Annotated in this window: 28 protein-coding genes and 1 tRNA gene; 24 read left to right on the top strand and 5 right to left on the bottom strand. The window is 64.0% G+C overall.

The window, feature by feature from the left end; all coding sequences use genetic code 11:
- Positions 1–3 precede the first annotated feature (3 nt).
- The 5 genes from BDK61_RS12665 to BDK61_RS12645 all read right to left on the bottom strand — a co-directional run bounded on the left by BDK61_RS12665 (position 4) and on the right by BDK61_RS12645 (position 3,082).
- Positions 4–501, bottom strand: a complete 498-nt coding sequence (locus BDK61_RS12665; protein ID WP_121303390.1) for a hypothetical protein — start codon at positions 499–501, stop codon at positions 4–6.
- Positions 502–507: 6 nt separating this feature from the next.
- Complete coding sequence (gene mch, locus BDK61_RS12660) at positions 508–1,440, bottom strand: methenyltetrahydromethanopterin cyclohydrolase (protein ID WP_121303389.1); 933 nt, start codon at positions 1,438–1,440, stop codon at positions 508–510.
- A gap of 24 nt (positions 1,441–1,464) precedes the next feature.
- The gene (locus tag BDK61_RS12655; RefSeq protein WP_121303388.1) at positions 1,465–1,797 is read right to left on the bottom strand and encodes an MTH1187 family thiamine-binding protein; all 333 of its coding nucleotides are present in this window, start codon (positions 1,795–1,797) and stop codon (positions 1,465–1,467) included.
- Positions 1,798–1,896: 99 nt separating this feature from the next.
- Positions 1,897–2,547 carry an HVO_2922 family protein gene (locus BDK61_RS12650; RefSeq protein ID WP_121303387.1) on the bottom strand — a complete coding sequence of 217 codons (651 nt, stop codon included), beginning with the start codon at positions 2,545–2,547 and terminating at the stop codon, positions 1,897–1,899.
- Between the two features lie 463 nt (positions 2,548–3,010).
- Positions 3,011–3,082 (bottom strand) — tRNA-Gly (locus BDK61_RS12645).
- A 348-nt stretch (positions 3,083–3,430) separates the two neighbouring features.
- Here BDK61_RS12645 and BDK61_RS12640 point away from each other — a divergent pair.
- From BDK61_RS12640 to BDK61_RS12525, 24 genes are read left to right on the top strand one after another with little or no spacing between them, the layout of a single operon-like run.
- On the top strand, positions 3,431–4,276 hold the full coding sequence (locus BDK61_RS12640; RefSeq protein WP_004957426.1) for a putative RNA uridine N3 methyltransferase: 846 nt from the start codon (positions 3,431–3,433) through the stop codon (positions 4,274–4,276).
- Positions 4,277–4,280: 4 nt separating this feature from the next.
- A complete protein-coding gene (rpl3p, locus tag BDK61_RS12635) occupies positions 4,281–5,297 on the top strand; it encodes a 50S ribosomal protein L3 (protein WP_004957423.1) in 1,017 nt (338 codons plus the stop codon).
- A gap of 3 nt (positions 5,298–5,300) precedes the next feature.
- Positions 5,301–6,041 (top strand): 50S ribosomal protein L4, encoded by a 741-nt coding sequence (gene rpl4p, locus BDK61_RS12630; protein WP_121303386.1) that lies wholly within the window; start codon positions 5,301–5,303, stop codon positions 6,039–6,041.
- Positions 6,038–6,295 (top strand): 50S ribosomal protein L23, encoded by a 258-nt coding sequence (locus BDK61_RS12625; protein ID WP_004591553.1) that lies wholly within the window; start codon positions 6,038–6,040, stop codon positions 6,293–6,295. The genes rpl4p and BDK61_RS12625 overlap by 4 nt, the downstream gene beginning before the upstream one ends.
- A 2-nt stretch (positions 6,296–6,297) precedes the next feature.
- Positions 6,298–7,020 (top strand): 50S ribosomal protein L2, encoded by a 723-nt coding sequence (locus BDK61_RS12620; protein ID WP_004957415.1) that lies wholly within the window; start codon positions 6,298–6,300, stop codon positions 7,018–7,020.
- Positions 7,017–7,439: a 30S ribosomal protein S19 gene (locus tag BDK61_RS12615; RefSeq protein ID WP_121303385.1), complete on the top strand. Its 423-nt coding sequence runs from the start codon at positions 7,017–7,019 to the stop codon at positions 7,437–7,439. Before BDK61_RS12620 ends, BDK61_RS12615 begins: the two co-directional genes overlap by 4 nt.
- Positions 7,440–7,441: 2 nt before the next feature.
- Positions 7,442–7,909 (top strand): 50S ribosomal protein L22, encoded by a 468-nt coding sequence (locus BDK61_RS12610; protein ID WP_007187648.1) that lies wholly within the window; start codon positions 7,442–7,444, stop codon positions 7,907–7,909.
- Positions 7,909–8,823 (top strand): 30S ribosomal protein S3, encoded by a 915-nt coding sequence (locus BDK61_RS12605; RefSeq protein WP_121303384.1) that lies wholly within the window; start codon positions 7,909–7,911, stop codon positions 8,821–8,823. The genes BDK61_RS12610 and BDK61_RS12605 overlap by 1 nt, the downstream gene beginning before the upstream one ends.
- Positions 8,820–9,035 carry a 50S ribosomal protein L29 gene (gene rpmC / locus BDK61_RS12600; protein ID WP_004516964.1) on the top strand — a complete coding sequence of 72 codons (216 nt, stop codon included), beginning with the start codon at positions 8,820–8,822 and terminating at the stop codon, positions 9,033–9,035. The genes BDK61_RS12605 and rpmC overlap by 4 nt, the downstream gene beginning before the upstream one ends.
- A complete protein-coding gene (locus tag BDK61_RS12595; protein ID WP_121303383.1) occupies positions 9,035–9,319 on the top strand; it encodes a ribonuclease P protein component 1 in 285 nt (94 codons plus the stop codon). Before rpmC ends, BDK61_RS12595 begins: the two co-directional genes overlap by 1 nt.
- On the top strand, positions 9,310–9,648 hold the full coding sequence (locus BDK61_RS12590; protein ID WP_004591559.1) for a 30S ribosomal protein S17: 339 nt from the start codon (positions 9,310–9,312) through the stop codon (positions 9,646–9,648). Before BDK61_RS12595 ends, BDK61_RS12590 begins: the two co-directional genes overlap by 10 nt.
- Positions 9,648–10,046, top strand: coding sequence for a 50S ribosomal protein L14 (locus BDK61_RS12585; protein WP_004516961.1), 399 nt, complete (start codon positions 9,648–9,650; stop codon positions 10,044–10,046). The genes BDK61_RS12590 and BDK61_RS12585 overlap by 1 nt, the downstream gene beginning before the upstream one ends.
- A 4-nt stretch (positions 10,047–10,050) precedes the next feature.
- Positions 10,051–10,413: a 50S ribosomal protein L24 gene (gene rplX, locus BDK61_RS12580; protein WP_121303382.1), complete on the top strand. Its 363-nt coding sequence runs from the start codon at positions 10,051–10,053 to the stop codon at positions 10,411–10,413.
- Positions 10,410–11,114: a 30S ribosomal protein S4e gene (locus BDK61_RS12575; RefSeq protein ID WP_121303381.1), complete on the top strand. Its 705-nt coding sequence runs from the start codon at positions 10,410–10,412 to the stop codon at positions 11,112–11,114. Before rplX ends, BDK61_RS12575 begins: the two co-directional genes overlap by 4 nt.
- Positions 11,111–11,644 (top strand): 50S ribosomal protein L5, encoded by a 534-nt coding sequence (locus BDK61_RS12570; RefSeq protein WP_121303380.1) that lies wholly within the window; start codon positions 11,111–11,113, stop codon positions 11,642–11,644. Before BDK61_RS12575 ends, BDK61_RS12570 begins: the two co-directional genes overlap by 4 nt.
- Entirely contained in the window at positions 11,641–11,826 is a 186-nt protein-coding gene (locus tag BDK61_RS12565; protein ID WP_004591563.1) for a 30S ribosomal protein S14, read from the top strand. The genes BDK61_RS12570 and BDK61_RS12565 overlap by 4 nt, the downstream gene beginning before the upstream one ends.
- Before the next feature lie 2 nt (positions 11,827–11,828).
- Positions 11,829–12,221: a 30S ribosomal protein S8 gene (locus BDK61_RS12560; RefSeq protein ID WP_004516956.1), complete on the top strand. Its 393-nt coding sequence runs from the start codon at positions 11,829–11,831 to the stop codon at positions 12,219–12,221.
- A gap of 2 nt (positions 12,222–12,223) precedes the next feature.
- Complete coding sequence (locus tag BDK61_RS12555; RefSeq protein ID WP_121303379.1) at positions 12,224–12,760, top strand: 50S ribosomal protein L6; 537 nt, start codon at positions 12,224–12,226, stop codon at positions 12,758–12,760.
- Complete coding sequence (locus BDK61_RS12550; RefSeq protein WP_011223739.1) at positions 12,760–13,485, top strand: 50S ribosomal protein L32e; 726 nt, start codon at positions 12,760–12,762, stop codon at positions 13,483–13,485. Before BDK61_RS12555 ends, BDK61_RS12550 begins: the two co-directional genes overlap by 1 nt.
- A complete protein-coding gene (locus BDK61_RS12545) occupies positions 13,485–13,934 on the top strand; it encodes a 50S ribosomal protein L19e (RefSeq protein ID WP_004516953.1) in 450 nt (149 codons plus the stop codon). The genes BDK61_RS12550 and BDK61_RS12545 overlap by 1 nt, the downstream gene beginning before the upstream one ends.
- A complete protein-coding gene (locus tag BDK61_RS12540; protein ID WP_011223738.1) occupies positions 13,934–14,497 on the top strand; it encodes a 50S ribosomal protein L18 in 564 nt (187 codons plus the stop codon). Before BDK61_RS12545 ends, BDK61_RS12540 begins: the two co-directional genes overlap by 1 nt.
- Entirely contained in the window at positions 14,494–15,132 is a 639-nt protein-coding gene (locus BDK61_RS12535) for a 30S ribosomal protein S5 (protein WP_004957374.1), read from the top strand. Before BDK61_RS12540 ends, BDK61_RS12535 begins: the two co-directional genes overlap by 4 nt.
- On the top strand, positions 15,132–15,596 hold the full coding sequence (gene rpmD, locus BDK61_RS12530; protein WP_121303378.1) for a 50S ribosomal protein L30: 465 nt from the start codon (positions 15,132–15,134) through the stop codon (positions 15,594–15,596). The genes BDK61_RS12535 and rpmD overlap by 1 nt, the downstream gene beginning before the upstream one ends.
- Complete coding sequence (locus BDK61_RS12525; RefSeq protein ID WP_121303377.1) at positions 15,596–16,093, top strand: uL15m family ribosomal protein; 498 nt, start codon at positions 15,596–15,598, stop codon at positions 16,091–16,093. Before rpmD ends, BDK61_RS12525 begins: the two co-directional genes overlap by 1 nt.
- Positions 16,094–16,098: the final 5 nt, after the last annotated feature.

Genomic DNA, 16,098 nt, shown 5'->3' with positions numbered 1-16,098 from the left:
ATTTCACTCATTTTCGTTGTTTTCGGTTGGCTGTCTGTAGCCGTCATCCGTTTTTTGAGCGAGTCCGAACACTACGGCCCATTCCAGCAGATTCGCCGTGCGCTCCTGCCAGACCGATTCCCAGTCGGTGTGGCGCTCACGCTCCCAGCGGGGAATCTCGTCTCTGAGTGCATCGAACGCAGCGGCAGCCGCTACCGGCTCCAAATCGAGAGCAGCAACGAGTACGTCGACACCAAAGACCGAGTCCTCGAAGGCCGTCGCGAGGGCCGACTGGTCGGGGTCGGTCCTCGTCCGGTAGTAACCCCGCTCGCTCTCGGCGACCAGTCCCAGCGCCTGCAAGAGCACGAGGTACTTCTGGGCCGTTTCGCGGTCGGACACGTCAGTCGCCGTCTGTATCGCGCGACAACAGTCCGCCTCGCTGTCAGGGACAAGCGGAAGCGCCTCTCTTGCGGTCTCCAGAAACGGGCGCGAGCGGGCCGGCGGCGCGACTTTGTAGCGCATCCCCGATTACAGGCCGAAGCTTTCGGCTAACACGTTCTCGCTTGTCTCACCGACGACGTGCGTGTCGCCGCCGACGACATCGATGGTGACCGCCGCGGGGCCGAACAGTTCGACGGGAAGCTCCGCGAAGTCCCAGTCCACGTCCTCGAAGACACCCTCTAGCGGCTCGCCGTATTCTCGGGCCGCGACGGAGGGGACCTCGTCGAACCGGTCGAAGGACTCGTCGACGGTGAGGTGGACCTCGCTGCCGTAGGCGAGTGCGTCTGTGGTCCGAGCCATCGCAGTTGCTTCGTCATCGGCGACCGGCGCGACCGGCGCGCGGCCGCTGGCCGACAGGACCGACACCGGGTCGAAGCCGAGTTCGGCCAGTCGGAAGACAGCCAGCTCGGCGGCCCGGGCCGCGGCGACGACGCTCCCAGTGACACTCGCGGTTGCGAACGACGGCAGGAACACGCCCGTCTCGGGGACGCCTGTGCGCTCAGCGACTTGGCTCGCAACGTCCTCGTCCGGCAGTTCGTCGGTCTCTACGGCCAGCACGGCGAAGTCGGCGTCCTCGCGGTAGCCGATACGCTGGAAGGCTTCCTCCTCGGCGACGAGCGCGCGTGCGGGGCCGCTCCCGAGCGCCTGAAAGTCATCGACGGCCAGCTCCCAGCCGCCCTTTTGTGAGCACAGCAGGGCCAGCGCCGGGTGGTCTGTCGACAGTTCGACGTGGTTCAGCGGCGCGCCCCCGACGGTGGCCATCGTGGACTGGACCGTCGCCAGCCCGGCCGTCTGGATTTCCGCGAGTAGCATGCCGGCCTCGACAGCGCCGGGGACCTCGACGCCGAAGTCCAGCACCGCGGCGTCGCCCTCCAGCGCGTGTACGTCTATCGTGAGTTCGTCGGCAAAGTCGATGGCCTCGTCAACGAGTTCCGTGGCCATCCGATTGAGACTATCCATACGCCGTCTTTGGCACCCTTCCCTTTAATCTCCGCCTTCGGCCGCGTCGCTTCTGGCCGCCCGACCCAGATGCTCCTCAACGGCGTCGACCTTGTCTCGCGCCTGCTGGTCAACGGTCCGCTTGTCGTCGATTTTCAGGAACGTGCTCACGCGGTCAGCCTGCTCGCCGACAGCCTCGTGAGCGGCGTGGGTGGCCGCGAACAGTTCTTTGCTGTCCTCCGCTTCGATGATCGTTCCCATCGGCGTCGTCTCGTACTCGACATCGAACGCCTCCAACGCCGCGACGGCGTCAGCGACGTACGACGACATGCTGCCTTCGATGACCGGTGCGACCGAGAGAAACCCTATGCAGGTCATACTGGTTTCTCACGCGCGCTCGAAACCTAACCGCTATGATACTCGCGTAACGCTATCGGTGTCTGACTGGAGGAACAAAACTACCGCTGTTCGGAACGCTTACTCGCCTTCTTCGACCGGTGCCCCGCGAGCGTTCGTCTTGACGCTCTGGAGCCCCTGCTTCGCTTTCTGCTTGGAGGCATAGCCCTGCCCGCAGTCGGCGATGATCTCTCCGTTGTCGTGGCGGAGCCGCCAGCGCGCCTTCCCTTCGCTGTCTTTGAACAGTTCGAATGTCGCCTTGCTGCCCCCCTCTTCGACAACACCGTCGTCGTCCTTGGACTCGTCGACGACGTACGCCCCGGGCGCGTTGGATTTGACGCTCTCAAGACCCTGCTCGGCCTTCTGCTTGGAGGCGTAGCCCTCCCCGCTGTCGGCGATGATGTTCCCGTTGTCGTGGCGGAGCCGCCAGCGGTACTGCTCGGCGCTGTCCTCATACACCTCGAACGTGGCCTTGCTCGCAGCCACATCGGTCGCCACCTCTCCCTCATCCTCGTTCCACTCCATATCGATTTCAAGGGTGACAGTGCCGTCCTCTCGCTCGACCTCAACCTCGAACTCGGATTCGGCCGGCGGCGTGACCGTTACAGTCTGTTCCTCATCCGCTGGGGCTGGCTCACCGCGGCTGAGCCTGTTTGCCAATCGCCGGAAGTACGATGCGATTCCTCTGCGACTCCGTGTTTCCTGTGACTCGTGGACCGTCTCGTCCGTCATACACTCTCATTGTCGATGGGGCAACAAATAATGGTACTCCCCGGTTTCCGGGTGGCGCTCCGACGACTCAGATGAGTACATGACAGCGGTATTATATAACTGGGCGACGCGATAAGACGCATCGCTTGCCGATTTGGAATCAGAGAAATGCGCCGGCTGGGAGTGAGCAATCGCGACGCGATTGCGAATCACGACGGACGAAGTCCGTCGGTGTTTGAACCCGATGCAAATCCAGTACGATTGCACGACTCACGGATACCGAGCACACGCGACGCAGTGCTCGGTGGAATAGTTCGTCGTAGAAATGCGCTGGCTGGGATTTGAACCGGAGCCAGACGTTCCCGCTCGCTCCCAGTGGTCGCTCGCGGGCTGCGACTGGCAGGGCTCAAATCCAGTGCGATTACACAGCATCCAGTACGCGGCGCGATAAAACGCGCCGCTCGAGAGTTTGGATGAAGAGAAATGCGCTGGCTGGGATTTGAACCCAGGTTGTGACCATGGCAAGGTCACGTGATACCAACTACACTACCAGCGCTTGCTTCGTTTGCCCTGACATTCACGACCGGTGGTCGCTCAGTGCCAGCGCGCAACGCCTCGTTGCAATCAAATCTGGCGGGGGTGAGAGTAAAAAGCCTTCCGTTTTCCGGGGAAAATCGTGGGAAGTGAGGGCAATCATCTCCCCGTCTGAGCGCCGGATCATGTGATGGCGTCACGAGACATGACCTTTCGGAAGCGGCAAAACAGTGAATGCGTGCATCGGTTCCGAACCGGCATGACGGACCATGTGAACGCGACGCATCGCGTGCGTGAAACGGGGGCTTTTTAAGCCCTGGGAAGGGAGATATCGGCACAGTCTAGTGGCGCGACGTGGAAGCGTCACGGCATGACGACCAGCGTACTCGTGCCGTCTTCCCTTGCACGGGAAGCCGAAGACAGACGCGAGGCAACTCGCAAGCTCGGTTACGTGGCCCGCGCGGCCGCGGTCTACCGGGTTGATCGGCTGACAGTGTACCCCGACCCTGACGGGGCGGGCAAATGGGAAGACGGGTTCGTCGAAACCGTGCTGCGGTACGCCGCGACGCCCCCGCACCTCCGAAAGGAGATGTGGGGTAAGCGGGACGAACTGGAGTACGTCGGCGTCCTGCCGCCGCTCCGCGTGCGTTCACAGACCGGCTCCGGATCTGAGGGTTCGGGGTCGTTAAGACAGGGAATCGTGACCGAGGTCGGAGCTGATGGGCGCGTCCGGGTCAATTGCGGCATGCAACACCCGATCTCCCTTCCCGTCCCAGCGGATATGGACGTGGAACAGGGAGAGCGCGTGACCGTCAGGGTCTCTTCGCGACGGCCGGTCCGGGCGAAACTCGTCGACGCCCCCACAACGGGATTCGACGTTGTCGCCGCGGACCTCGATGCGGCACTCTCGCGCGACGATGCCGGGCTCACTATCGCGTCCTCGCGATACGGCGAGCCGGTAACGTCGACCCGTCTCGGCCAGTTGGCCGAGCGGCGCGACGCCGAGGGCGGCATGACCGTCGCCTTCGGGGCACCCGAGCGCGGGTTACCGTCGATACTCGACGTTGCCCCGGACGCCGTCGGGGGAGACCAGACGAGCGACGAACCAGAAGGGTTCGACCTCTGGCTGAATACGGTTCCGAACCAGGGCAGTGAGGTTGTGCGAACGGAAGAAGCTCTGTTCGCCTCCCTCACCTGTCTAACCCTCACGGAGTAAACGAATGCCACAACCAAGCAGACCACGCAAAGGCTCGCTGGGCTTCGGCCCGCGCAAGCGCTCGACAAGCGAGACGCCTCGCTTCAACAGCTGGCCGTCTGACGACGGGCAGCCGGGCGTCCAAGGGTTCGCCGGCTACAAAGCAGGCATGACTCACGTTGTGCTTGTCAACGACGAACCTAACTCCCCCCGCGAAGGGATGGAGGAGACTGTCCCGGTGACAGTCATCGAGACGCCGCCGATGCGCGCCGTCGCCCTGCGAGCGTACGAAGACACGCCGTACGGTCAGCGTCCGCTGACGGAAGTCTGGACCGACGAGTTCCACTCGGAGCTCGACCGGACCCTGGACGTTCCGGAGGACCACGACCCGGACGCTGCTGAGGAACAGATACGCGACGCACACGAGGCCGGTGACCTCGGGGACCTGCGACTCATTACGCACACCGTCCCCGACGCCGTCCCGAGCGTCCCGAAGAAAAAGCCCGACGTGATGGAGACTCGCGTCGGCGGTGGGTCCGTTTCGGACCGCCTCGACCACGCCCTTGACATTGTCGAGGACGGTGGCGAACACGCCATGAACGACATCTTCCGCGCCGGCGAGTACGCCGACGTGGCCGGTGTCACGAAAGGCAAAGGGACGCAGGGTCCCGTCAAGCGATGGGGCGTCCAGAAGCGGAAAGGCAAGCACGCCCGCCAGGGATGGCGCCGACGGATCGGCAACCTCGGTCCGTGGAACCCGTCCCGTGTGCGCTCGACGGTCCCCCAGCAGGGGCAGACCGGCTACCACCAGCGCACCGAGCTCAACAAGCGCCTCATCGACATCGGCGAGGGCGACGAGCCCACCGTCGATGGCGGCTTCGTCAACTACGGCGAAGTCGATGGGCCGTACACGCTCGTGAAGGGCTCCGTGCCCGGTCCGGACAAGCGCCTGGTGCGCTTCCGGCCCGCGGTGCGTCCGAACGACCAGCCGCGCCTCGACCCCGAGGTGCGCTACGTCTCCAACGAATCGAACCAGGGATAACCTATGCAGGCAACAATCTACGACCTGGACGGCAACACAGACGGCGAGGTCGACCTGCCGGACGTCTTCGAGACGCCGGTTCGGTCCGACCTCATCGGCAAAGCTGTACGTGCCGCACAGGCCAACCGAAAGCAGGACTACGGGTCCGACGAGTACGCCGGCCTCCGAACGCCGGCCGAGTCCTTCGGTAGCGGCCGCGGCCAGGCACACGTCCCGAAGCAGGACGGCCGTGCCCGCCGCGTCCCGCAGGCGGTCAAAGGGCGAAGCGCCCACCCGCCAAAAGCCGAGAAGGACCGCTCGCTCGACCTCAACGACAAGGAACGGCAGCTGGCCGTTCGCTCGGCGCTGGCTGCGACAGCCGACGCCGACCTCGTCGCCGACCGCGGCCACGAGTTCGACCGTGACGAAGTGCCCGTCGTCGTTTCCGACGACTTCGAGGACCTCGTCAAGACGCAGGAAGTCGTCTCGCTGCTGGAGGCGCTCGACGTCCACGCGGACATCGACCGCGCCGACGAGACGAAGATCAAGGCTGGACAGGGTTCGGCCCGTGGACGGAAGTACCGTCGTCCCGCCTCGATCCTCTTCGTGACCAGCGACGAGCCGTCGACGGCCGCCCGCAACCTCGCGGGGGCCGACGTGGCGACCGCCAGCGAGGTCAACACGGAAGACCTCGCGCCCGGCGGCGCGCCCGGTCGACTCACCGTCTTCACGGAATCCGCACTCGCGGAGGTGGCCGAGCGATGAGCTGGGATGTCATCAAACACCCACACGTCACGGAGAAGGCCATGAACGACATGGACTTCCAGAACAAGCTCCAGTTCGCCGTCGACGACCGCGCCTCCAAGGGCGAGGTCGCCGACGCCGTCGAGGAGCAGTACGACGTGACAGTCGAACAGGTCAACACGCAGAACACGATGGACGGCGAAAAGAAGGCCGTCGTTCGCCTCTCTGAGGACGACGACGCCCAGGAAGTCGCCTCCAGAATTGGGGTGTTCTAACGATGGGACGACGAATCCAAGGACAACGGCGCGGCCGCGGGACCTCCACGTTCCGTGCTCCGTCGCACCGTTACAAGGCTGATCTGGAGCACCGCAAGGTCGAGGACGGCGACGTCATCGCCGGCACGGTCGTCGACATTGAGCACGACCCTGCCCGCTCGGCGCCGGTCGCTGCCGTCGAGTTCGAAGACGGCGACCGACGACTTATCCTCGCGCCGGAAGGCGTCGGGGTAGGCGACGAGCTACAGGTCGGCGTCAGCGCCGAGATCGCACCCGGGAACACGCTCCCGTTGGCCGAGATCCCAGAGGGGGTCCCGGTGTGCAACGTCGAATCCAGCCCCGGTGACGGTGGGAAGTTCGCCCGCGCGTCGGGTGTCAACGCCCAGCTGCTCACCCACGACCGCAACGTCGCGGTCGTCAAGCTCCCCTCCGGGGAGATGAAGCGGCTTGACCCGCAGTGTCGTGCTACCATCGGCGTCGTCGCCGGTGGCGGCCGAACTGACAAGCCGTTCGTGAAGGCTGGCAACAAGCATCACAAGATGAAAGCGCGAGGGACGAAGTGGCCCAACGTCCGCGGTGTGGCGATGAACGCCGTCGACCACCCGTTCGGTGGTGGCGGACGCCAGCACCCCGGCAAGCCCAAGTCCATCTCGCGGAACGCCCCGCCTGGCCGTAAGGTCGGGGACATCGCCTCGAAGCGAACAGGTCGAGGTGGCAACGAATGAGCTCAGAATATCAAATCGGCCACGAAGGAGAGTTCTCCTTCCGCGGCCACACGCTCGACGAGCTGCAGGAGATGGAGCTCGAGGAAGTCGCGGAACTGCTCCCCGCTCGACAGCGGCGAAGTATCGTACGCGGCCTGACCGAGGAGAAACACAAGCTCCTCGAAAAGGCCCGCGAGGCCGGCGAAGAGGAGACAGCCAACGACCCGATCCGGACGCACCTGCGCGACATGCCGGTGCTGCCGGAGATGGTCGGGCTGACCTTCGCCGTCCACGACGGCCAGAACTTCGAGCGTGTCAAAGTCGAGCCCGAGATGCTCGGCCACTACCTCGGTGAGTTCCAGCTCACCCGGAGTAGTGTCGAACACGGTCAGGCCGGTATCGGAGCGACACGCTCCTCGAAGTTCGTACCGCTCAAATAATCATGGGAATCAGTTACTCAGTCGAAGCCGACCCGGACACGACGGCCAAAGCGATGCTCCGGGAGCGGCAGATGAGCTTCAAGCACAGCAAGGCCATCGCCCGCGAGGTCAAGGGCAAAACGGCCGGCGAGGCTGTCGACTACCTCGAGGCAGTTATCGAGGGCGACCAGCCCGTTCCGTTCAAACAGCACAACTCGGGCGTCGGCCACAAAAGCAAGGTCGACGGCTGGGACGCCGGGCGCTACCCGGAGAAGGCCAGTAAGGCCTTCCTCGACCTGCTCGAGAACGCGGTCGGCAACGCCGACCATCAGGGCTTCGACGGTGAGGCCATGACGATCACGCACGTCGCCGCCCACAAGGTCGGCGAGCAGCAGGGTCGCAAGCCCCGCGCGATGGGGCGTGCCTCGGCGTGGAATAGCCCGCAGGTCGACGTCGAACTCATCCTCGAAGAGCCGGAGGTCGAAGACTAATGGCCGACGAACAACAGTTCATCGAGGACGGACTCCAGCGGACCCAGATCGACGAGTTCTTCGCAGAGGAACTCGGTCGAGCCGGCTACGGCGGCATGGATGTCGCCAAGACGCCGATGGGGACCCAGATCGTGCTCAAAGCCGAGAAGCCAGGGATGGTCATCGGCAAGGGCGGGAAGAACATCCGGAAGATCACGACGGAACTCGAGGACCGATTCAACCTCGACGACCCGCAGGTCGACGTGCAGGAAGTCGACGAGCCGGACCTCAACGCCCGCATCGTCGCGGACCGACTGGCCAACGCACTCGAGCGTGGCTGGTACTTCCGCAAAGCGGGCCACACCACCATCGACCGCATCATGGAGTCGGGCGCACTCGGCGCAGAGATCGTCCTCTCCGGCAAGGTCACTGGTGCACGCTCGCGCGTTGAGAAGTTCAACCGCGGCTACGTCAAGCACAACGGCGAACCCGCAGAGGAGATCGTCGACAGCGGCGTCGGCGTCGCCGTGATGAAGCTCGGGACCATCGGGGTCCGAGTCAAGATCATCCCGCCGAACGCGGAGCTCCCCGACGACTTCGAGATCTACGAGGATGTCGACGTCGAGGACTACGTGGCCGATACCGACGGCGAGTCCGTCGAGGAACTCCTCGAAGGCGAGCCCGAAGACAGCGAGACGGCCGAAGAGCTCGACGAGGACGTGGCCGCCGGGGCCGACGACAACTCCGAGGCTGACGAGGAGTTCGTCGACGAGGAAATCGTCGAAGAAGACGTCGAAGTCCCGACTGACGACGATGTCGAGGATGTCGACGTTGACGAACTCGAAGAGGCTGTCGACGAGGAACTCGACGAGGACGTCGAGGCGGAAGCCGAAGAGCTGATGGATGAAATGGACGAGGAGGGTGACGACGAATGACCGTCCTCCACGTCCAGGAAATTCGGGACATGACGCCCGCCGAACGCGAGGCGGAACTCGACGACCTGAAGACCGAACTACTGAACGCCCGGGCCGTCCAGGCCGCGGGTGGTGCGCCGGAGAACCCCGGTCGCATCAAGGAGCTGCGGAAGGCCATCGCCCGCATCAAGACGATTCAGGGCGAAGAAGGCGACCTGCAGGAGAACGAATAATGCCACTAACACCCGAGACGCTCCCACGACACGAACTCGTCGGCCTCGACTGCGAGGTCGTCGCAGCGTCCAATCCGGACGTCATCGGTATCAGCGGAACTGTCGCCATGGAGACGACACAGATGCTGACACTCGAGGGGGCCGACCGGGTGTGGCACGTGCCGAAGGACAGCGCGACGTTCGCGTTCGACCTGTCGACCGAGACGGTTCTCGTCGACGGCGACCGACTCGTTGCCCGTCCCGCTCGTCGCACAGAGAACACAGGAGATTCACTATGGCGCTAGGACTGAACGTACAGGAACCGGAGGAAACCTGTGCCGATCAGAACTGCCCGTTCCACGGAGAGCTCTCCGTGCGCGGACAGACACTGAACGGCGAGGTAGCCTCCACTGACATGGAGAAGACCGTTGTCGTCGAGCGCGAGTACGACGTGAAGGTGCCGAAATACGACCGCTTTATGAAGCGGCGGAGCCGCGTTCCGGCTCACGCACCCGATTGTCTCGACCTCGCGGTCGGTGACACGGTCACGATAGCAGAGTGTCGACCGCTCTCGAAAACGAAAAGCCACGTCGTCGTTGGCGTGGTCGCCGATGAACAGGACGGTGATGCCTGATGGAAGCACTCGGTGCTGACGTCACGCAAGGCCTGGAGAAGGGCTCGCTCATCACGTGTGCGGACAACACGGGAGCGCGCGAACTCAAGGTCATTTCCGTCCACGGCTACTCGGGAACGAAGAACCGCCACCCCAAAGCTGGGCTGGGCGACAAGATCACGGTCTCGGTCACCAAGGGGACGCCCGAAATGCGTCGCCAGGTGCTCGAAGCCGTCGTCGTCCGCCAGCGAAAGCCGATCCGTCGACCCGACGGCACCCGCGTCAAGTTCGAAGACAACGCGGCCGTCATCGTCGACGAGAACGAGGACCCGCGCGGGACCGAGCTGAAAGGTCCCATCGCACGGGAAGTCGCACAGCGATTCGGCAGTGTGGCATCAGCAGCGACGATGATCGTATAGAACCATGAGCAAGCAACCAGACAAACAACGCAAGAGTCAACGACGTGCCCCGCTTCACGAGCGGCACAAGCAGGTCCGGGCGACGCTCAGCGCCGACCTCCGCGAGGAGTACGGCCAGCGGAACGTCCGCGTCAACGCTGGTGACACCGTTGAGGTGCTCCGTGGTGACTTCGCCGGCGAAGAAGGCGAAGTCCTGACGGTGGACCTCGACAAGGCTGTCATCCACGTCGAAGACGTCACGCTCGAAAAAACAGACGGCGAGGAAGTCCCGCGACCGCTGGACACCTCGAACGTCCGCGTGACGGACCTGGACCTCGAAGACGAGAAGCGCGAGGCGCGTCTCGAATCGGAGGATGATTCCGCATGAGTAACCACCAGAAGCGACTCTCGGTGCCAAACAGTTGGCCCGTAGAGCGCAAAACCGCGACGTTTACGGTGAAAGCCGGTGCCGGCCCACACGGTGAGTCGGGGGTTCCCCTGCTCATCGTCCTTCGGGACGTGCTCGGCTACGCCGACAACCGCAAAGAAGCCCGCTACGCTCTCAACGAGGACAACGTCCTCATCAACGGGAAGGCCATCTCCGACGAGGAACGCCCTGTCGGGATGTTCGACATCCTGGCCTTCACCGAGCGCGAGGAGTACTACCGCGTGTTCCCCGGCGAGGGTGGTCGGCTGGCGCTGACCGCAATCGACCCGGACGCGGCACAGTCCAAGCTCGGCAAGATCGTCACCAAGACCCACGTCTCCGGTGGCGACGTCCAGCTGGGCCTCCACGACGGTGAGACGCTCATCGTCGAGGACGACCAGACCTACGACGCTGGCGACTCCATCGTCGTCGGCAACGAGGACGGCGAAATCGTCGCTCACTTCGAGTACCAAGAGGGCGCGCTCGTCACCGCCGTCGACGGCGCCCACGCGGGTGAAGTCGGCGAGATCGAGGAAATTCAGGTGACGCCGGGCTCGGCTCAGAACAACGTGATCGTCTCGCAGGACGAAGGCGAAGGCTTCGAGACAGTCGAAGAGTACGTCGTCGTCATCGACGAGAACTTCACGGGTGATGATGAATGAGCTCCGAGAGTGAGTCCGGCGGCGACTTCCACGAGATGCGCGAACCGCGCATCGAGAAGGTCGTCGTTCACATGGGTATCGGCCACGGTGGCCGCGACCTCGCCAACGCAGAGGACATTCTCGGAGAGATCACCGGGCAGACGCCGGTGCGAACGAAGGCCAAGCGGACTGTCGGCGAGTTCGACATCCGTGAGGGCGACCCCATCGGTGCGAAGGTCACCCTCCGCGACGAGATGGCCGAGGAGTTCCTCGAGACGGCGCTGCCGCTCGCCGAGCTGGCGACGAGTCAGTTCGACGACACCGGCAACTTCAGCTTCGGCGTCGAGGAACACACCGAGTTCCCGAGCCAGGAGTACGACCCGAGCATCGGAATCTACGGGCTGGACGTGACGGTCAACCTCGTCCGCCCCGGCTACCGCGTCGCAAAGCGCGACAAGGCGTCGCGCTCGATTCCGACGAAGCATCGACTCAACCCGGCGGACGCCGTCGCCTTCATCGAGTCGACCTACGACGTGGAGGTGAGCGAATGAGCGAAAGTGAAACCACAGACGAGCCCGATTCCGAGACGGCATCCAGTGAGCGAACTGGCCAGCTCGAGTCCTGTCAGCGCTGCGGGCGCGAACAGGGACTCGTCGGCAAGTACGATATCTGGCTGTGCCGCCAGTGCTTCCGCGAGATTTCGCGAGGCATGGGCTTCAGGAAGTACAGCTAACAATGACAGGGAACGACCCATTTGCCAACGCACTGTCGGCGCTTAACAACGCCGAAAGCGTCGGGCACCTAGAGCAGACAGTATCGCCAGCTTCGAACGAGATCGGCAGCGTCCTCGAGGTCTTCTACGACCGCGGGTACATCGACGGATTCAGTTTCGTCGACGACGGCAAAGCCGGTGAGTTCGAAGTTGAACTGAAAGGAGCCATCAACGAGTGTGGCCCGGTCAAGCCCCGCTACTCTGCGGGCGCAGACGAGTTCGAGAAATGGGAAAAGCGGTTCCTCCCCGCCCGTGACTACGGGACCCTCGTCGTTACGACCAGCCACGGCATCATGAGCCACTACGAGGCTCGTGAGCAGGGCGTTGGTGGCCAAGTCATCGCGTACGTATACTAACAATGCCACGAGTAGAACTGGAGATTCCGGAGGACGTGGACGCCGAGCAGGACCACCTTGACATCACCGTCGAGGGGGACAACGGCAGCGTCACGCGTCGGCTCTGGTACCCTGACATCGACGTGTCTGTCGACGGCGACACGGTCGTCATCGAATCCGATGAGGACAACGCCAAGACGATGTCGACGATCGGTACCTTCCAGAGCCACATCGAGAATATGTTCCACGGCGTGACTGAGGGCTGGGAGTACGGTATGGAGGTCTTTTACTCTCACTTCCCGATGCAGGTCGACGTCGAGGGTGACGAAGTCGTCATCGAGAATTTCCTGGGCGAGAAGGCCCCCCGCCGCACGACGATCCACGGCGACACGGACGTCGAGATCGACGGCGAAGAGCTGACTGTCAGCGGCCCCGACATCGAAGCTGTCGGCCAGACCGCCGCGGACATCGAGCAGCTCACGCGTATCAACGACAAGGACGTGCGTGTGTTTCAGGACGGGGTGTACATCACCCGCAAACCGAACCGAGGTGACGCCTGATGGCGGACAACGAGGAAGACGTCGAGGCAGAGGAAGAGTACACCGAACTGACCGACATCAGCGGCGTCGGCCCGTCCAAGGCGGAGTCACTCCGCGAGGCCGGCTTCGAGTCGGTCGAGGACGTTCGCGGTGCTGACCAGTCCGCGCTCGCCGATGTCAGCGGTATCGGGAACGCGCTGGCGGCCCGAATCAAGGCCGACGTCGGTGGACTCGAAGTCGAGTCCGAGACCGAAGCCGAAGTTGAAGAGGAAGGCGGCGAGGAAGCGCCCGACGAGGACGTGGAGACGGAACTCCAGGCTCGCGGGCTCACCGAGAAGACGCCGGACCTCTCCGACGAGGACGCGCGGCTCCTGACCCAGCGACACCGGGTCGGCAAGCCGCAGTTCAACCGCCAGGACCACCACAAGAAAAAGCGCGTCTCGACCTCGTGGCGCAAGCCCCGCGGCCAGCTCTCGAAGCAGCGCCGCGGTATCAAGGGCAAGGGCGACACGGTTGAGGCGGGCTTCCGCTCGCCGACCGCGGTTCGCGGCAAGCACCCGTCCGGCTTCGAGGAGGTTCGCGTGCACAACGTGGACGACCTCGAAGGCGTCGACGGCGACACAGAGGCTGTCCGGATCGCCTCGAAGGTCGGTGCTCGCAAGCGCGAGCGAATCGAAGAGGAAGCCGAGGACGCGGGCATCCGCGTGCTCAACCCCACCTACGTCGAAGTCGAGGTGAGTGAGTGATGACTGATCTCTCCGCACAGAAGCGACTCGCGGCTGACGTTCTCGATGTCGGGAAGAACCGCGTCTGGTTCAACCCCGAGCGACAGGGCGACATCGCCGACGCGATTACCCGCGAGGACGTTCGCGAGCTGGTCGATGAGGGCGCCATTCAGGCGAAAGACAAGAAAGGCAACTCCCGTGGACGCGCCCGGGAGCGCCAGAAGAAGCGTGCGTACGGCCACCAGAAGGGAGCCGGTTCCCGGAAAGGGAAGGCAGGCGCACGGCAGAACTCCAAGGAGGACTGGGAGTCACGCATCCGCGCACAGCGGACGAAGCTGCGCGAACTGCGTGACGAGGGAACGCTTTCGAGTTCGCAGTACCGCGACCTGTACGACAAGGCCGGCGGTGGCGAGTTCGACAGCGTTGCCGATCTCGAACGTTACATCGACGCAAACCACGGTGACGCATAATGGCGACAGGACCACGATATAAAGTACCGATGCGGCGACGCCGCGAGGCCAGAACCGATTACCATCAGCGGTTGCGCCTGTTGAAATCCGGTAAGCCACGTCTCGTTGCTCGAAAGAGCAATAAACACGTCAGGGCGCAGCTGGTGACGCTTGGCCCCAACGGCGATGACACCCTCGCGTCCGCTCACTCGAGCGATCTCGCCGAGTACGGCTGGGAGGCCCCGACGGGCAACATGCCCTCGGCATACCTCACCGGTCTGCTCGCCGGGCTTCGCGCGCAGGAAGCGGGCGTCGAGGAGGCAGTGCTTGACATCGGACTCAACAGCCCGACCCCCGGAAGCAAAGTATTCGCAATACAGGAAGGCGCAATCGACGCCGGCCTGGACATTCCGCACAACGACGACGTACTCGCCGACTGGCAGCGCACGCGCGGTGCCCACATCGCCGAGTACGACGAGCAGCTCGAGGAGCCGCTGTACAGCGGCGACTTCGACGCTGCAGACCTCCCGGAGCACTTCGACGAGCTCCGAGAGACCCTACTGGACGGTGACATCGAACTATGAGTGCTAACAACGGATGGGAGCCGCGGACACGCCTCGGCAAGCAGGTTGTCGAGGGCGAAATCGACTCCATGCAGGAGGCGCTGAACTCCGGGCTCCCGCTGAAAGAATCGGAAGTCGTCGACCAGCTCGTTCCCGATCTGGAAGACGAAGTGCTGGACATCAACATGGTCCAGCGGATGACAGACTCCGGCCGCCGCGTGAAGTTCCGCTGCGTGGTCGCCGTTGGCAACCGCGACGGCCTCATCGGCTACGCCGAAGGGCGTGACGACCAGGTCGGCGGTGCCATCCAGAAAGCCATCGACATCGCGAAGCTGAACATCATCGACGTCTCCCGCGGCTGCGGGTCCTGGGAGTGTGGCTGTGGCCGTCCGCACACGGTCGCGCTGCGCACCGAGGGCAAGGCCGGGAGCGTCGAGGTTGAGCTGCAGCCGGCCCCGCGAGGGCTGGGCCTCGCGGGCGGAGAGACCGTCCGCAAGGTGCTCGAACTCGCCGGTATCGAGGATATCTGGACACGCAGTAGCGGGAACACGCGCACGACGGTCAACTTCGCAAAGGCGACGTTCAACGCCCTGCAGAACACGGCCGAGGCGCGCGTCCCCGAACGAACCTTCGAGAAACGAGAGGTGATCGAGTGATGCACGCACTCGTCCAGCTCCGTGGCGAAGTCAATATGCACACTGACATTCAGGACACGCTGGAGATGCTCAACATCCACCACGTGAACCACTGCACGCTCGTCCCTGAGACGGACGCCTACCGCGGCATGGTGGCGAAGGTCAACGACTTCGTCGCCTTTGGTGAGCCGAGCCAGGAGACGCTGGAGACAGTCCTGGCGACGCGCGCTGAGCCGCTCGAAGGCGACGCCGACGTCGACGACGAGTGGGTCGCCGAGCACACGGACTACGACGACATCTCCGGGCTCGCGTTCGCGCTCCTCTCCGAGGAGACGACGCTACGCGAGCAGGGTCTCTCTCCGACGCTCCGTCTGCACCCGCCTCGCGGTGGCCACGACGGCGTCAAACACCCCGTCAAGGAGGGCGGGCAGCTCGGGAAACACGACACCGAGGGTATCGACGAACTCCTGGAGGCGATGCGATAATGACGAGTAAAAAGAAACGACAGCGCGGCTCGCGCACACACGGCGGCGGCTCGCACAAGAACCGACGTGGTGCCGGCCACCGCGGTGGTCGCGGTGCCGCAGGCCGTGACAAGCACGAGTTCCACAACCACGAACCGCTCGGCAAGAGCGGCTTCAAGCGCCCGCAGAAGGTGCAGGAAGAGGCCGCAACTATCGACGTTCGCGAGATCGACGAAAACGTCACGCTGCTGGCCGCAGATGACGTCGCCGAAGTCGAAGACGGTGGCTTCCGCGTCGATGTCCGTGATGTAGTCGAAGAGGCCGACGACGCCGATTACGTGAAAGTACTCGGTGCCGGCCAGGTTCGCCACGAACTCACGCTCATCGCCGACGACTTCTCCGAGGGCGCTCGCGAGAAGGTCGAAGCCGCAGGCGGGAGCGTCGAACTGACCGACCTCGGCGAGGAGCGCCAGGCCGAGGCCGAGACAGACGAAGACGCGGACGCGGACGAGGAATAACGAAC

It is taken from the genome of Haloarcula quadrata (assembly GCF_003634715.1).
In the GTDB taxonomy this organism is placed as follows: Archaea; Halobacteriota; Halobacteria; order Halobacteriales; family Haloarculaceae; genus Haloarcula; species Haloarcula marismortui.
This window is presented reverse-complemented; position numbering and strand designations above follow the sequence as displayed.

What these genes read in the sequence shown, in the direction of transcription:
- BDK61_RS12665 (WP_121303390.1), bottom strand. Translation starts at nt 501, where the DNA reads ATGCGCTACAAAGTCGCGCCGCCGGCCCGCTCGCGCCCGTTTCTGGAG.
- mch (WP_121303389.1), bottom strand. Translation starts at nt 1,440, where the DNA reads ATGGATAGTCTCAATCGGATGGCCACGGAACTCGTTGACGAGGCCATC.
- BDK61_RS12655 (WP_121303388.1), bottom strand. Translation starts at nt 1,797, where the DNA reads ATGACCTGCATAGGGTTTCTCTCGGTCGCACCGGTCATCGAAGGCAGC.
- BDK61_RS12650 (WP_121303387.1), bottom strand. Translation starts at nt 2,547, where the DNA reads ATGACGGACGAGACGGTCCACGAGTCACAGGAAACACGGAGTCGCAGA.
- BDK61_RS12640 (WP_004957426.1), top strand. Translation starts at nt 3,431, where the DNA reads ATGACGACCAGCGTACTCGTGCCGTCTTCCCTTGCACGGGAAGCCGAA.
- rpl3p (WP_004957423.1), top strand. Translation starts at nt 4,281, where the DNA reads ATGCCACAACCAAGCAGACCACGCAAAGGCTCGCTGGGCTTCGGCCCG.
- rpl4p (WP_121303386.1), top strand. Translation starts at nt 5,301, where the DNA reads ATGCAGGCAACAATCTACGACCTGGACGGCAACACAGACGGCGAGGTC.
- BDK61_RS12625 (WP_004591553.1), top strand. Translation starts at nt 6,038, where the DNA reads ATGAGCTGGGATGTCATCAAACACCCACACGTCACGGAGAAGGCCATG.
- BDK61_RS12620 (WP_004957415.1), top strand. Translation starts at nt 6,298, where the DNA reads ATGGGACGACGAATCCAAGGACAACGGCGCGGCCGCGGGACCTCCACG.
- BDK61_RS12615 (WP_121303385.1), top strand. Translation starts at nt 7,017, where the DNA reads ATGAGCTCAGAATATCAAATCGGCCACGAAGGAGAGTTCTCCTTCCGC.
- BDK61_RS12610 (WP_007187648.1), top strand. Translation starts at nt 7,442, where the DNA reads ATGGGAATCAGTTACTCAGTCGAAGCCGACCCGGACACGACGGCCAAA.
- BDK61_RS12605 (WP_121303384.1), top strand. Translation starts at nt 7,909, where the DNA reads ATGGCCGACGAACAACAGTTCATCGAGGACGGACTCCAGCGGACCCAG.
- rpmC (WP_004516964.1), top strand. Translation starts at nt 8,820, where the DNA reads ATGACCGTCCTCCACGTCCAGGAAATTCGGGACATGACGCCCGCCGAA.
- BDK61_RS12595 (WP_121303383.1), top strand. Translation starts at nt 9,035, where the DNA reads ATGCCACTAACACCCGAGACGCTCCCACGACACGAACTCGTCGGCCTC.
- BDK61_RS12590 (WP_004591559.1), top strand. Translation starts at nt 9,310, where the DNA reads ATGGCGCTAGGACTGAACGTACAGGAACCGGAGGAAACCTGTGCCGAT.
- BDK61_RS12585 (WP_004516961.1), top strand. Translation starts at nt 9,648, where the DNA reads ATGGAAGCACTCGGTGCTGACGTCACGCAAGGCCTGGAGAAGGGCTCG.
- rplX (WP_121303382.1), top strand. Translation starts at nt 10,051, where the DNA reads ATGAGCAAGCAACCAGACAAACAACGCAAGAGTCAACGACGTGCCCCG.
- BDK61_RS12575 (WP_121303381.1), top strand. Translation starts at nt 10,410, where the DNA reads ATGAGTAACCACCAGAAGCGACTCTCGGTGCCAAACAGTTGGCCCGTA.
- BDK61_RS12570 (WP_121303380.1), top strand. Translation starts at nt 11,111, where the DNA reads ATGAGCTCCGAGAGTGAGTCCGGCGGCGACTTCCACGAGATGCGCGAA.
- BDK61_RS12565 (WP_004591563.1), top strand. Translation starts at nt 11,641, where the DNA reads ATGAGCGAAAGTGAAACCACAGACGAGCCCGATTCCGAGACGGCATCC.
- BDK61_RS12560 (WP_004516956.1), top strand. Translation starts at nt 11,829, where the DNA reads ATGACAGGGAACGACCCATTTGCCAACGCACTGTCGGCGCTTAACAAC.
- BDK61_RS12555 (WP_121303379.1), top strand. Translation starts at nt 12,224, where the DNA reads ATGCCACGAGTAGAACTGGAGATTCCGGAGGACGTGGACGCCGAGCAG.
- BDK61_RS12550 (WP_011223739.1), top strand. Translation starts at nt 12,760, where the DNA reads ATGGCGGACAACGAGGAAGACGTCGAGGCAGAGGAAGAGTACACCGAA.
- BDK61_RS12545 (WP_004516953.1), top strand. Translation starts at nt 13,485, where the DNA reads ATGACTGATCTCTCCGCACAGAAGCGACTCGCGGCTGACGTTCTCGAT.
- BDK61_RS12540 (WP_011223738.1), top strand. Translation starts at nt 13,934, where the DNA reads ATGGCGACAGGACCACGATATAAAGTACCGATGCGGCGACGCCGCGAG.
- BDK61_RS12535 (WP_004957374.1), top strand. Translation starts at nt 14,494, where the DNA reads ATGAGTGCTAACAACGGATGGGAGCCGCGGACACGCCTCGGCAAGCAG.
- rpmD (WP_121303378.1), top strand. Translation starts at nt 15,132, where the DNA reads ATGCACGCACTCGTCCAGCTCCGTGGCGAAGTCAATATGCACACTGAC.
- BDK61_RS12525 (WP_121303377.1), top strand. Translation starts at nt 15,596, where the DNA reads ATGACGAGTAAAAAGAAACGACAGCGCGGCTCGCGCACACACGGCGGC.